At 76.0% G+C, this 12,984-nt stretch carries 13 protein-coding genes; 5 read left to right on the top strand and 8 right to left on the bottom strand.

What is annotated here, in order from left to right; all coding sequences use genetic code 11:
* Window positions 1-99 precede the first annotated feature (99 nt).
* Genes AB0442_RS23595 through AB0442_RS23605 form a run of 3 tightly spaced genes read right to left on the bottom strand, consistent with a single transcriptional unit; the run spans window position 100 to window position 2,174 of the window.
* Window positions 100-555 carry a DUF3224 domain-containing protein gene (locus AB0442_RS23595; protein WP_366165111.1) on the bottom strand — a complete coding sequence of 152 codons (456 nt, stop codon included), beginning with the start codon at window positions 553-555 and terminating at the stop codon, window positions 100-102.
* Between the two features lie 42 nt (window positions 556-597).
* Window positions 598-1,443, bottom strand: coding sequence for a hypothetical protein (locus AB0442_RS23600; protein ID WP_366165113.1), 846 nt, complete (start codon window positions 1,441-1,443; stop codon window positions 598-600).
* Complete coding sequence (locus AB0442_RS23605) at window positions 1,440-2,174, bottom strand: leucine-rich repeat domain-containing protein (RefSeq protein ID WP_366165114.1); 735 nt, start codon at window positions 2,172-2,174, stop codon at window positions 1,440-1,442. Before AB0442_RS23605 ends, AB0442_RS23600 begins: the two co-directional genes overlap by 4 nt.
* Before the next feature lie 134 nt (window positions 2,175-2,308).
* Between AB0442_RS23605 and AB0442_RS23610 the strand changes: the two genes are divergently transcribed.
* Entirely contained in the window at window positions 2,309-2,536 is a 228-nt protein-coding gene (locus AB0442_RS23610) for a hypothetical protein (protein ID WP_366165116.1), read from the top strand.
* The gene (locus AB0442_RS23615; RefSeq protein ID WP_366165117.1) at window positions 2,494-2,970 is read left to right on the top strand and encodes a hypothetical protein; all 477 of its coding nucleotides are present in this window, start codon (window positions 2,494-2,496) and stop codon (window positions 2,968-2,970) included. The genes AB0442_RS23610 and AB0442_RS23615 overlap by 43 nt, the downstream gene beginning before the upstream one ends.
* A gap of 5 nt (window positions 2,971-2,975) precedes the next feature.
* Here AB0442_RS23615 and AB0442_RS23620 read toward each other — a convergent pair whose 3' ends face one another.
* The 5 genes from AB0442_RS23620 to AB0442_RS23640 form a co-directional block, all read right to left on the bottom strand.
* The gene (locus tag AB0442_RS23620; RefSeq protein WP_366165119.1) at window positions 2,976-3,527 is read right to left on the bottom strand and encodes an alpha/beta hydrolase; all 552 of its coding nucleotides are present in this window, start codon (window positions 3,525-3,527) and stop codon (window positions 2,976-2,978) included.
* Between the two features lie 58 nt (window positions 3,528-3,585).
* Window positions 3,586-3,936: a hypothetical protein gene (locus tag AB0442_RS23625; protein ID WP_344627720.1), complete on the bottom strand. Its 351-nt coding sequence runs from the start codon at window positions 3,934-3,936 to the stop codon at window positions 3,586-3,588.
* Window positions 3,937-4,100: 164 nt separating this feature from the next.
* A complete protein-coding gene (locus AB0442_RS23630) occupies window positions 4,101-5,036 on the bottom strand; it encodes a polysaccharide deacetylase family protein (RefSeq protein ID WP_366165123.1) in 936 nt (311 codons plus the stop codon).
* Window positions 5,037-5,116: 80 nt separating this feature from the next.
* On the bottom strand, window positions 5,117-5,956 hold the full coding sequence (locus AB0442_RS23635) for a GntR family transcriptional regulator (protein ID WP_366165124.1): 840 nt from the start codon (window positions 5,954-5,956) through the stop codon (window positions 5,117-5,119).
* A 71-nt stretch (window positions 5,957-6,027) separates the two neighbouring features.
* A complete protein-coding gene (locus AB0442_RS23640; protein ID WP_366165125.1) occupies window positions 6,028-6,801 on the bottom strand; it encodes a methyltransferase domain-containing protein in 774 nt (257 codons plus the stop codon).
* A 157-nt stretch (window positions 6,802-6,958) separates the two neighbouring features.
* Between AB0442_RS23640 and AB0442_RS23645 the strand changes: the two genes are divergently transcribed.
* The 3 genes from AB0442_RS23645 to AB0442_RS23655 all read left to right on the top strand — a co-directional run bounded on the left by AB0442_RS23645 (window position 6,959) and on the right by AB0442_RS23655 (window position 12,890).
* Window positions 6,959-8,476, top strand: coding sequence for a beta-N-acetylhexosaminidase (locus AB0442_RS23645; protein WP_366165127.1), 1,518 nt, complete (start codon window positions 6,959-6,961; stop codon window positions 8,474-8,476).
* Window positions 8,477-8,672: 196 nt separating this feature from the next.
* Window positions 8,673-10,043 (top strand): cellulose binding domain-containing protein, encoded by a 1,371-nt coding sequence (locus AB0442_RS23650; RefSeq protein WP_366165199.1) that lies wholly within the window; start codon window positions 8,673-8,675, stop codon window positions 10,041-10,043.
* A 129-nt stretch (window positions 10,044-10,172) separates the two neighbouring features.
* Window positions 10,173-12,890 (top strand): SpoIIE family protein phosphatase, encoded by a 2,718-nt coding sequence (locus tag AB0442_RS23655; protein WP_366165129.1) that lies wholly within the window; start codon window positions 10,173-10,175, stop codon window positions 12,888-12,890.
* The last annotated feature ends 94 nt before the right edge of the window (window positions 12,891-12,984 follow it).

Here is a 12,984-nt window from a genome sequence, read left to right on the forward strand (position 1 = left end):
TCTTCGGCGGCCCGGACCGGCGACCCCGGATCCCGGCACCCCGCACCCCCGCACGGCCCGCTCCCCGCACCCGGGAAGCGGGCCGTCGCCATACCCGGATCAGGCCAGGGCGTAGCGGAAGACGTAGCTGTGCACGCCCGCGTCGTCGATCCGGATCTCGAAGCCGCCGGTGATCCCGGCCAGCTCCTCGGTACCGGTGCCCGGCACCACCGCGATCACCAGCCGCTCGCCGCGGCTGCCGGGTGCGCAGTGCTGCAGCACGAAGCTGCCCTTGCGGCCGTCCAACTCGCCGACGTACCGCTCGAAGGCGGTGTACGCCGCGGGCTGGCCCTCGCCGTCCGCCGCGCTGATCATGTGCACGGTGCTGGTGCCGGTCAGCCCGCCCCGGAACGTCTTGGTCAGCTTCACCCGGGCGAGCGTCGCCCCCGGCAGTTCGTCCAGCACCTCCGGCTCCCAGCTGTCCACCGTGAAGCCGCCCTCGGCCAGCCCGTCCATCCCGTCCGTCCCCTCGTCGCTGCGGATCGCTGCGGCCAGCCTGGCACGGGCCGCCGACAACCGGGCCGAGGACCGGCGGCCGGGCCCGCGCGCACTCCGGGATCAGCCGGCGAGCGCCCGTACCGCGGCCGCCAGCCGCGCCGGTGCCCCGGCCTCGTACTGCAGGAACAACCGCGGCTCGGTCAGCTCCAGCTCGATCAGCAGCGGAGTGCCCTCCGGCCCGCGGACCAGGTCCACCCGCGCGTACAGCAGCTCCGCGCGCTCCGGCACGGCCGCGAGCACCCGCTCGGCGACGGCCAGCTGGTCGGCGTCGGGCCGCCGCGGCTCGTCCGCGAAGCGGCCCTCCGGGCCGGACAGCATCGGCCCGCGCCGCACCGCGTGGCTGAACGCGCCGCCGATGAACACCAGCGAGGTCTCGCCCTCCCCGTCCACCGCCGGCAGGTACGGCTGCACCATCGCCGTCCGGCCGGCCGCGGTCAGCAGGTCGGCGTGCGCCGCGGCGGCCGCCCGGTCGGTGGTCCGCACGGTGTCCCGCGCGCCGGCCGACACGGTGGGCTTCACCACCAGCTCCGGCCACGGCGCCGTCCCCCCGTCCAGCCGCTCGCCGGGCCCGACCCAGGCGGTCGGCACCACCGGCACCCCGGCCAGGGCCAGCTCCCGCAGATAGGTCTTGTCGGTGTTCCGCTCCAGCACCGGTACCGGATTGCAGACCCGGGTGAGCCCGGCCGCGCGCCGCGCCCAGGCCAGGAACTCGTCCCGCCGCCCGGTGTAGTCCCAGGTGCTGCGGACCACCGCCGCGTCGAACCGATCCCAGGCGACCGCCGGGTCGTCCCACACCACCGCCTCCGCGGCCACCCCCTGCCCGGCGAACGCGGCCAGGGCCGCCCCCACCTCCTGGTCCGGGGCGTCCTTGCCGGTCACGTAGGCCACGGCGGGGGTCGCGGTCACGGGGTCCCTCCTTGCTCGGCGCGGTGCCGGTTGCGGGTCTCGTGCCGCACGGCACGCCGCTCGGGCGGAAACCAGTGGTCGGCGACGGGCTGCTGCACGGTCGGCCCGCCCGAGTGCGGGCTGCGGACGTACCCCTCCGGCGGGGTGGGCAGCGCCGCGACGCAGGCCTTGGAGCAGGCGTCGACCAGCAGGGGCAGGACGTCGGTGGCCACCCGCAGCGTGATCCACACCCGGCGCGGCCGCGCGGCCGGCCCGCCGCAGACACTGCAGACCGCGCCCGTGCCGCCCTCGCGCGGCTGCCGGTCCAGCGGCGGGAACGGCGGCCTGGTCTTCTCGTTGCCGTACAGCGCCCGGGTGCTGACCCGGCTCCGCCGCAGCCGTGCGCAGCGGGTCAGTTCGTAGGGGAGCCAGTGCAGCCGGTAGGAGGTGTAGACGTCGAACTCCTCCAGCGCGGACATCGCCCCGACCTCGGGCGGGACGCGCACCAGGTTGCTGCCGTACAGCCCGAGCCTGCGGACGGCGGTCAGCTTCGCGATCGTCGGCGGCAGGGTGATGATCTGCCGGCGCTCCTCGGCGGGCAGCCCCTGCAGCGGGTGGAACTCCTCGCGGCCGTCCGCCGCCGCCTCCTCCACCAGGTTGAGAAGCCGCAGCCAGCCCGGCGCCGTGGTGTCCTGCTGCTCGGGGTGGAGGCCACCCGCCGCCGGTTCGTCGCGTGGTGCTGGTCGAAGCACCGGCAGGTGTCCTGCCGGGCGCTCCGCCCGTCGAGGACGGCGGGCACCTGCGGGCGGTTCGTCATGCGACCACCCTAGGGAGCGCTGCCGCCCAGGTCCGCAGGGGGGTTGTGGTCGGCCGTAGGGTGGCCGGCATGGGTGATCTCGTCGGGGACGTGGAACTCGCGGCCTCCCCCGTGGTGGCGAACAGCACCATGAACCGGGAGCGGACCCTCACCGGGGTGAACGGCTACGCCCGGGAGCTCGGCTTCGACCCGGCCGAGCGGCTGCGGGGGCGGCCCGGTGCCTGGCTGGACCTGTGCAGCGGGAGGGGCGGGCCTTGGTCGCCGCCGCCGGGTCGGTCGCCGCGGGCAGCGAGCTGACCGGCGTCGACCTGGTCGGCCCGCTCGGTCCGGTGCCCGTCCTGCCCGGGTTGCGGCTGCTGACCGCCTCGGTCGCCGACTGGGAGCCGGAGCGCACCTACGACCTCGTCACCTGCGTCCACGGCCTGCCCTACCTCGGGGACAAGCTCGGGCTGCTGGCCCGCTGGGTCGGTGCCCTCACCGGGGACGGCCTGCTCGCGGCCACCTTCGACCCGGCCTCGGTCCGCCGGCCGGACGGCCGCAGCGCCGCCCGCCCGGTCCTGGCCGCCCTGCGCGCCGCAGGCTTCGAGTACGACGCGCGCCGCCGGCTGCTCACCCTGCAGGGCGGGCGCCGTCCGCCCGTGGCCTTCCCGGGATTCCGCTACCTCGGCGCCGACCCGGCGGCCGGTCCGAACTGGACCGGCCAGCCGGCGGTGGCCTCGTACTACGCCTGAACCGGCTACCGGGCGGTGCCGGTGAGGTCGGCGAGCAGGCGACGGCCCTCGGGCCAGTCGCCGAGGCCGGAGTCGCTGTTGATGTGCCCGAGTGCGCCGACGTCCACCAGCTTCGCGCCCCAGGCGTCGGCGAAGGCCGCGGCCCGCTCGGCGGTGCACCAGGGGTCGTCGGTGCTGGCGACCACCGTGGTCGGGAAGGGCAGCGGGCGCAGCGGCACGGGCCGGAAGTTCACCAGTTCCGGCACCTCGGCGGTGTCCACGTCGGCGGGGGCGACGAGCAGGGCGCCGACGACCGGGCCGGGCCCGGTGCGGCCGACGGCCCAGTGGGCGACGGTGATGCAGCCGAGGCTGTGCGCGACCAGGACGACCGGGCGGTCGGCGGCGGCGACCGCGGCGTCCAGGGTGGCCACCCAGTCGGTGCGCCGCGGCGCGTCCCAGTCGGCCTGCTCGACCCGGACGAGGCCGGGGTCGGAGGCCTCCCACCGGCTCTGCCAGTGCGCGGGGCCGGAGTTCTGGTAGCCGGGCAGGACGAGGTGCAGGGGTGCGGCGGAGGACACGGCGGGCTCCTCGGATCGGGTCGTGGGTACGGGGTGCGGGCGACCGGGGCGGGGCGGTTCAGCCGACGGGCGGCAGGACCTCCTCGACCGCGCTCGTGCCGGCGCCCGGGCGGGACTCCCAGCGCCAGGACTCGTCGAGCCGCAGGCGTCCGTCGGTCAGCCGGGACAGCGTACTGACGCAGTGTCCGCTGCTGGTCTCGCCGGCACGGTTGAGCTGCACGTACCGGAATTCGAGGGTGTCGCCCGCGCGGGTGCCGACGAGGTGGCCGTGCACGATGTCGCCGCCCTGGTAGGAGGCCCAGACCCGGCCGTCCTGCTCGCGGTAGGCGAAGCTGGTGGCGGCGTCGACCTCGCCGTGCTCGGCGCGTCCGGTGGGCGAGAAGACCAGGCCGTCGAGGGATGGCAGCATGGCGGTGCTCCTTCCGTGCGGGAGCGCACAGTCGATCACGGCGGTCGCGGACGCTGCCAACGTTTCCGCATGCTGGGACGGCGTTCTCGCCCCTCGGGCGCCGGTCCTGCTCCGGCCGGGGCGGGCCGGGGCGGGCCGGGTCGGGGCGGGGCGCTACGGCGGTGTCAGAGGTAGTCGTCGAGCAGGGCCAGGGCGAAGCCCTGCTCGTTCACCGTGCGGAGCACCCGGCGGAGCACGTCCGTCATCGTGCCGCCCCACTCGGCGCGCCCGCGGAAGTGGGTGAGGATGATGTCGCCGGGGTGCAGGACCCGGTCCGCGTAGCGGTACTCCATGCGGTCGGGGAAGGCCTCCTCGTTCCACAGCGCGACGGCGCGGATGCCGCACTGCTGGGCGGCCCGCAGGGTGTCGTCGGTGTACTCGCCGTAGGGCGGGCGGAACAGCGGCGGCCGGGAGCCGGTCTCGCGTTCGAGCTCGTCCTGCTGGCCGCAGATCTCGGTGCGCTGCTCGGCGGCGGTGAGCCCCCGCATGTCGCGGTGGTTGAGCGTGTGGTTGCCGGTGGCGGCGTGCCCGTTCGCGAGCAGGCCGCGGAAGTAGCCCCAGTCGGGCCGGGCCAGGTAGCCGGTGAGGAAGGTGCTGTAGGGGATGCCGAGTTCGGCGGTCATCCGGGCGAACTCCGGGTCCTTCTCCGCCCCGTCGTCGATGGTCAGGAAGACCACCCGGTCCTCGGTGGGGACGCGTTGGACGACCGGGGGCAGGCCGGGCCGCAGGACGAGGCCGGGTCGGCCGGCGGTGAGCGCGGGCCGCTGTTCGGGCGGGGCGGGGGCGGCGGTCGGCAGCCGGTCGAGTCCCCAGCGGGCGGCCTGCTCGCGGGCCCGACGCTCCGCGGACTGCCGGGCGGCCTGCACCGGGTCGATCCCCAGGGGTGGGTGGCGTTCGCGGGTTTCGACGGCGGCGAGCGGCGGGAGTGCGGCCGGCGCCGTGGCGGCCGGGGGAGCGGCGCTCCGGGAGGGCGCCGTCGAACAGGCCGTCAGGACGACGGCCAGCCCGGCCCAGAGCGCCGGGCCGACCCGAGGATGACAACCCGATGAGCCGATCTTCATACCAGCGGATGATCCCCGAGGTGACCGGCGGTCAACCGCCCACCGTCGCAGGGACGCACGGACGGCCCAGCGGCGGGGTGTCAGGCCGGGGGCTGGACGTCACCCGTGGTAGTGCTCCGCCCGCCGGGCCGTCCGGGGAGGTCGCCGGGCGGGATGCCCGGATGGTGCGCGGCCGCGCCGCTCCCGCCTTCGGCCGCGGCCCCGGGAGGACCGTCGTCGAAGGCGATCCGGGAGACGATCCGGTACCGGTCACCGCGGTACACCGAGTGCACGTACTCCACCGGCCGCCCGGCCGCGTCACTGGTCAGCCGCTCGAACAGCAGTGCCGGCGACAGCACCGGCACCCCCAGCAGCCGGGACTCCGCCTCGTTGGTGACGGTGGGTTCGATCGACTGGACGGCCTCCCGCACCCGTACGCCGTGCCGTTCGCGCAGCAGGTCGTAGAAGTCGCCCGACTCCATGTCGGCCGGGGCCAGCCCGGGCACCAGCGCGGCCGGGACGTGCAGGTGCTCGATGGCCATCGGCTCGCCGTCGACGAGGCGCAGCCGGGCCACCCGGGTCAGCTCCGCGGCGGGGGACATCCGCAGCCGCCGGCCGAGCCGCGCCCCGGCCGGCACGGTCTCGAACTCCAGCACCCGCCCGGCCCAGCTGCCGGCGGCCCGCGGCACGCTGAAGGCACTGCCCTCGGAGGCCATCGCCATCTCCTGGACGATCTTCTCCGGGGCCACGAACATGCCGCGCCCGTGCTCGCGGACGAGCAGGCCGGTGGCCACCAGCTCGTCCACCGCCGCCCGCAGGGTCGGCCGGGACACCCCGAGCTCCTCGCACAGCGCCCGCTCGGACGGGATCGGCTCACCGGGCCTGCGGGCCTCCACCAGATCCCGCAGGTGGTCGCGCACCCGCGTCCGCTTCACCGCCACGGCGGCTCCCCTCGTCCGAACCTGACCAGCACCTTACCAGTGTGGGCGGCCGAGGCGCCTCCGGTCGGCCCTCAGGTCGCCACCACGACGTAGAAGGTCACCGAGGCGAGGAAGGGCCCGTTCTCGAGGTGGTCGAGCCAGCGGTCGGCGCCGTCCGGGGTGAGGTACCCGGCGGTGACGGCCCGGCGGGTGCAGCGTTCCAGTCCGAGGATCCGGTCGGCCGCCCGGACGTCGCGGAGGACCGGTGTGATCGGGAGGACGGCGGGCACCTCGAACCCGGCCTCGACCGCCAGCCGCGGGAGGCGGCTGCCGATGCGGGCGTTGTGCACCGCCCGTTCGGTGACGTACCGGGTGTAGGCCTGCGTCAGCTCGCCGTCCGGGTGGTCGACGGTCAGGGTGCCCCAGTCGGGCTCGCCCATGACGAGCCGGCCGCCGGGCCGCAGCACCCGCCGGATCTCGGCGAGCGCCCGTCCCGGGTCGGCGACGTGCTGCAGCACCCGGTCGGTGCGGGCGCGGTCCGCGGCGCCGTCCGGCAGCGGCAGGTCGTGGAGGTCGCCGAGCCGGACCTCGACGGCGGGCCGTGCGGCGGTGCGCGCGGCGGCGGTGTCGACGGCGGCCCGGTCGTGGTCGACGCCGATCACCCGCCCTGCCGGGCCGGCGGCCGTGGCCAGGGAATCGAGGTCGGTGCCGGGGCCGCAGCCGAGGTCCAGCACCGTCGCGCCGGGCCGGACGTCGAGTTCGTCGAGCATGCGCTGCTTGTAGGCCCGGCCCAGGTCGGTCGCGGCCACCCGGTCGAGGTAGGCGGTCGGGTCGGGGGTGTCGGTCTCGAACACGGTGGAGGTCATGGCTGCCAGTCAATCAACTCCCGTCCGGGAGCGGGCCGCCGGGCGTGTTCCGGTGCCGCCCCCCTTGACGCGCCAACTGGTCTATGCCACTTTCTCTTACCAGTGGTGCTCCAGTCCGCAAGTGGTAAGTTTCCAGTCCTCCCGAGGTGGTCCCGACGTGATCATTCCGACGCCCCGCCGGATCGTCCCCGCGCCCGGCCGGTTCACGTTCGACCACGCCACGGCCGTGCACGCCCCCGGCCCGGCCGCGGCCGCCGCCGACCTGCTGCGCACCCTGCTCCGCCCGGCCACCGGCCTGCCGCTGCCGTCCTCGCCGGACGGTGCCGTCCTGCTCGCCGTGGACCCCGCGCTCACCGCGGAACTCGGCCCCGAGGGCTACCGGCTCGCGGTCGCCCCCGAGGCCGTCCGGCTGCACGCGGCCGCCACCGCCGGCCTGCTGCACGGCATCCAGCGGCTGCGCCAACTGCTCCCCTCCGAGGCGCTGCTGGACCGCCCGGTGCCGGACGTCCGCTGGGAGCTGCCCTGCCTGACCGTCACCGACCGCCCCCGGTACCCGTGGCGCGGCCTGATGCTGGACGTCGCGCGGCACTTCCTGCCGGTGTCCTACCTGCACCGCACCGTCGACCTGCTCGCCCTGCACGGACTGAACGTCCTGCACCTTCACCTGACGGACGACCAGGGCTGGCGGATGCCGGTCTACGCCTACCCGCGGCTCACCGCGGTCGGCTCCGTCCGGGCACGGACGATGACCGGCCGGGCCGGCAGCGACAGCTTCGACGACCGCCCGCACGGCGGCGCGTACACCAAGGCCGAACTGCGCGGCCTCGTCCGCCACGCGGCCGAGCGCGGGGTCGCCGTCGTCCCCGAGATCGAGATGCCCGGCCACGCCCGCGCCGCCCTCGCCGCCCACCCGAGGCTCGGCAACCACCCCGAACGCCGGCTCGACGTGTGGACGGAGTGGGGCGTCTGCGAGAACGTCCTCGGGGTGCACGAGGAGGCGCTGGCCTTCTGCACCGACGTGCTGGACGAGGTGATGGACGTCTTCCCCTCGCCGTACGTGCACCTCGGCGGCGACGAGTGCCCCACCGCCGAGTGGGAGGCCGCCCCGTCCGCCCGGCGGCGCGCCGCCGAGCTCGGCCTCGCCTCGCCCAAGGAACTGCACGGCTGGTTCCTCGGCCGGGTCGGCGCCCACCTGCTGGAGCACGGCCGCCGGCCGGTCTGCTGGGCCGAGGACAGCAGCAGCCCCGGCCTGCCGCCGGAGTTCACCGTGATGCCCTGGCGGGACGCCGACCACGGCCTGGACGCCGCCCGGCGCGGCCACGACATCGTGATGGCGCCCCACCGCGCGACCTACCTGGACTACCCCGCCTCCGACCGTCCCGGTGAGCCGCTCGGCCAAGACGGCGCGGTGGTCGACCTGCGGGCCGTCCACGGGCTCGACCCGGCCCCCGCGCACTGGCCGGAGGAGGCCCGGGCCCGGGTGCTCGGCGCCCAGGCCCAGCTCTGGACCGAGTTCGTGCCCGACCCCGCGGAGGCCGACCGCCGGCTCTACCCCCGGCTCTGCGCCCTCGCCGAGCGCGCCTGGAACCCGGACACCGACTGGCCCGCCTTCGAGCAGGCCCTCACCGGCCACCGCCCGAGACTGGCGGCGCTCGGCCTGCCGGCGGACCTCTGACCCCGCGCCTGCCCGCCCGCGGCCACCGGCCGCCCCCGATCCGCACCACCCGTTCGCTCCCTGCACCGCCCGGGTGCCCGCCGACCGCGGCGCCCGCGTCCGCACCGCCCCCACGGAGAGAGGGAACACCGTGTCAGGAAAGCCCCGCGTCCCGCGCCGCCTGCGCACCGCGACGGCCGTCTGCGTCGCCGCCGGCCTGGCCGGCGCCGCGCTGCTCACCCCGCCGGCCTCGGCCGCGAACGACGCGCTGAGCGTCCAGTACCGCACCAGCGCCACCGGTGCCACCGCCGACCAGGCCGAACCCTGGCTGGAGGTGGTCAACACCGGCTCGACCAGCGTGCCGCTGAGCGAGCTCAAGCTGCGCTACTACTTCAAGGCCGACGGCCCGACGACCACCTACCGCTTCGCCTGCTCCTGGGCGGTCAAGGGCTGCGGCAACATCACCGGCACCTTCGGCACCCTCGCGAACCCGACCGCGACCGCCGACCGCTACCTGGAGATCGGCTTCACCGCGGGCGCCGGCTCGCTCGCCCCCGGGCAGGACACCGGCGACATGCAGCTGCGCTTCTACCGCTCGGACTGGCAGACCCTCACCCAGTCCGACGACTACTCCTTCGGCGCCGCCCGCACCAGCTACGCCACCTGGGACAAGGTCACCCTGCAGCGCTCCGGCGCGCTCGTCTGGGGCACCGCCCCGGACGGCAACACCCCGACCACGCCGCCGACCACGCCGCCCACCACACCCCCGACGACCCCGCCGACCGACCCGAACGCGCCCGCGCTCTTCGACGACTTCGGCTACGGCTCCAGCAGCGACCCGGCGCTGCGGCAGCACGGCTGGACGGTGAAGTCCGGCCAGGGCGGCCCGGGCGTGCCCGGCGCGACCTGGTCGCCGGCCGACGTCACCTTCGCCAACTCGGTGATGAACCTCCGCCTCACCACCGACGGCACCGCCGCCGGCACCCGGGAGACGGAGATCCAGACCACCGCCCGCAAGTTCAAGAACGGCACCTACGCGGCCCGGGTGAAGTTCGACGACACCCCGAGCGGCGGACCCGACGGCGACCACGTCAACCAGACGTTCTTCGCCTTCACCCCGCTCAACGCGCCGATGGACCCGGACTACAGCGAGCAGGACTTCGAGTACCTGCCCAACGGCGGCTGGGGCGAGCAGGGCGACATCATGTACACCACGTCCTGGGAGACCTACAACCCGGACCCGTGGAACGCCGTCAACACCCACACCGAGAGCCGCACCTCGTTCGACGGCTGGCACGACCTGCAGATCACCATCGACGGCACGGCGATCACCTACTACATCGACGGACGGGTGTTCGCGGTGCACGGCGAGCCGTACCTGCCCGAGACGCCGCAGTGGATCGACTTCAACCACTGGCTGATCGACCTCAACGGGCAGACCGGCAGCACCCCGCGCTCCTACGACGAGCAGGTCGACTACGTGTACTTCGTGAAGGACCAGGTGCTCAGCCCCGCGCAGGTCGCGGCCAAGGTCGCCGGCTACCGCGCCGCGGGCACCTCGTTCACCGACACGGTGCCCGCGGGCTGATCCGCCCGCCCCGCCGCCCCGCCCCCGCGCGGTGCGCGGCGGCCCCGCGCCGGCCGGACCCCGGTCCGGCCGGCGCGGAGACTTTGCCTCCGTTTGACACCCTCGGAGGTCCGGGACTAGAGAGAAAGAATGCGCCTGGGCGTGCCGGCTGACGGCGAACCGGGGGCGGCAGCCGAGGACCGGGACGCCCCCGCGGACAGCGACGCCCCGACCGGCCCCCCGGCCACCGCCGACCCCGACCCGCCGCCGGGCCCCCCGCGGGCCGCCCCGGACCCCACCGGCCCCCTGCCGCCGCCGGACGTCGTCCCGCTGCCGCCCCAGGAGGACGCCCCGGCGACCGCCGGGGCACCGCCACCCCCGGCCGAGGAGATCGCCCCGCCGGGTGCCCCGCCCCGGGCGGCCGGCCGCGACGCCGTCGAGAAACTCCTCGCCGAGGGCCTGACCAGGGCCGTCGACCTCACCTCCGGCTACGGAGGGCTGATCTACCTGCCGTCCCCCGACCACCGCTCGCTGGTGCTCAGCACCGTCGTCGGCGTCCCGCTGCCACTGCTCAGCGCCTTCCGGCGGATCGCCGTGCCGGCCCCGCTGCCCCCCGCCGAGGCCTTCCGCTCCGGCCGCACCATCGTCCTCGCCGACCCCGACGAGACCATGCGGCGCTTCCCCCGCCTCGCGGTCGGCCTGCCCTACGCCTTCTCCTTCGCCGCCGCACCGATCGCCACCCGCGAGGGCACCCTCGGCGTGCTGTGCGTGCTGTGGCCCAGCACCGAGGCCGGCCTGCCCGGCGGCGCCCGCCGCCAGCTGCGCTCCTCCGCGAACCGGATCGCCGCCTCGCTCGCCCCCTACGGCGCACTGGCCGCCGCCGACGAGCCCACCGTCGTCCAGCTCCCGCCGCCGTCCGGGCCGGCCACCCGGGTCGGCGTCTTCGACTGGGACATCCCCGGCCGCACCATCGCCGTCGACCCGGAGCTGGAGGCCATCCTCGGCCTCGCCCCCGGCTCCTTCGACGGCCGGCTCGCCACCCTGGTCGAACGGCTCTCGCCCGAGGACATGCCGCTGCTGCGCGAGGCCGCCCGGCGGGCCGCGGCCGACGGCCGCCCCTTCGACCGGCAGGTCCGGGTCCGCGACCCGCGCGGCGGCCACCGCACCCTCGACCTGCGCGGCCGCCGGGTCGCCGACGGCACCCACCTGGTCGTCGTCGTCCTCGACGACTCCGCGGGCTCCGCCGCCGTCGCCGCCGTGGAGCGGCTGCGCGACGGCGTCTTCGCCCTCGACGCCGAGGGCATGGTCGTCTACGTCAACCGCACCGCCGAGATGTTCCTCCACGCCCGCCGGGACGAACTCCTCGGCCGGCACCCCTGGGACGTGCTGCCCTGGCTCGGCGACCCCGCCTACGAGGACCGCTACCGCGCCGCGATGCTCTCCCGGCGCCCGACCGCCTTCCTCGCCTGCCGGCCCCCCGACCACTGGCTCGCCTTCTCGCTCTACCCCGACGCGCACGGCGTCACCGGCCGGGTGGTCGCCGCCGCCGAACCGGCCGACCCGCACGCCGCCGCCCTGCCGGAGGCCCCGCCCGCCGCCCCCGCCAGCCTCGGCGCCACCTACCACCTGCTGCAGCTGGCCAGCGCCCTCACCGAGGCGGTCTCCGTCCAGGAGGTCTGCAACACCGTCCTGGAGCAGATCCTCCCCGGCTACGGCGGCCAGGAACTCGCCCTCTACCTCGCCCAGAACGGCCGGATGCACCTGGTCTCCCAGAGCGGCTACCCCGAGGGGTTCCTCGACCGCTTCGAGGCCACCCCGCTCGGCGCCCGGCTGCCCGGCACCGAGACCCTGATCGCCGGCACCCCGCTCTTCTTCCAGTCCTCCCGCGAACTCCTCGACGCCTACCCCGGCATCCCGCAGGACGAGATGCGCGCCTGGGCCTTCCTGCCGCTGATCGCCTCCGGCCACCCCATCGGCAGCCTGATCCTCGGCTTCGAACAGCCCAGGACCTTCACCCCCGAGGACCGCGTCCAGCTGACCGCGCTCGGCGGCCTGATCGCCCAGGCCCTGGAGCGGGCCCGGCTGTACGACGCCGAGTTCGCGCTCGCCCGCGGCCTCCAGCAGGCCCTGCTCCCGCACCGGCTGCCCACCGTGCCCGGCATCGCCATCACCGCCCGCTACCTGCCCGGCACCCGCGGCATGGAGATCGGCGGCGACTGGTACGACGTCATCGTCACCCCGCACGGCCTCTGCCTGGTCATCGGCGACGTCGAGGGCCACAACGTGGGGGCCGCCGCCACCATGGGACAACTGCGCAGCGCCGTCCGCGCCTTCGCCTCCGGCGGCAGCCCGCCCGCCGAGGTGCTGGTGCGCACCAACCACCTGATGGCCGACCTCGACCCGGGCCTGCTCGCCAGCTGCTGTCTGATCCACCTCGACCCCTCCGACGGCCGCGGGCACGGCGTCCGGGCCGGCCACCCGCCGCCACTGCTGCGCCGCCCCGACGGGCGCACCGACCTGGTCGACCTGGAGGGCGGACCGCTGCTCGGCGTCGACCGCTCCTCGCACTACCCGACCACCCGGCTGCACCTCCCGGTCGGCTCGGTGCTCGCGCTGTACACCGACGGCCTGGTGGAGACCCCGTCCACCTCCATCGACCAGGGCATCGACGAACTCCGCAGCTCGCTCGCCCACGCCGGGCCCGTCCTGCCCGCCGCACCCGCGGCCCGCGGCGGCGCACCGGACGGCGACGGCCGAACCGACGGCACCCGCACCCTCGACGGCCTCGCCGACCGGCTGGTCGGCCGCGCCCGCCGGACGGCGCAGCGGCCCGACGACATCGCCCTGCTCCTCGTCCGGCGGGAGTAGCCCGCCGGCCCGCCGGGGACCGGAGCCGCCGGTTCCCCGACTTTGGTCGCGGCGGAGAGCGACGGAGGATGGTCGCGGAGCCCGGGAGGCGGCC

Origin of the sequence: Kitasatospora sp. NPDC085895 (assembly GCF_040702125.1) — a bacterium.
Lineage (GTDB): Bacteria > Actinomycetota > Actinomycetes > Streptomycetales > Streptomycetaceae > Kitasatospora > Kitasatospora arboriphila.

Coding starts and splice junctions, on each gene's coding strand:
- AB0442_RS23640 (WP_366165125.1), bottom strand. CDS start 6,801: ATGACCTCCACCGTGTTCGAGACCGACACCCCCGACCCGACCGCCTAC.
- AB0442_RS23625 (WP_344627720.1), bottom strand. CDS start 3,936: ATGCTGCCATCCCTCGACGGCCTGGTCTTCTCGCCCACCGGACGCGCC.
- AB0442_RS23630 (WP_366165123.1), bottom strand. CDS start 5,036: ATGAAGATCGGCTCATCGGGTTGTCATCCTCGGGTCGGCCCGGCGCTC.
- AB0442_RS23655 (WP_366165129.1), top strand. CDS start 10,173: ATGCGCCTGGGCGTGCCGGCTGACGGCGAACCGGGGGCGGCAGCCGAG.
- AB0442_RS23610 (WP_366165116.1), top strand. CDS start 2,309: ATGGGTGATCTCGTCGGGGACGTGGAACTCGCGGCCTCCCCCGTGGTG.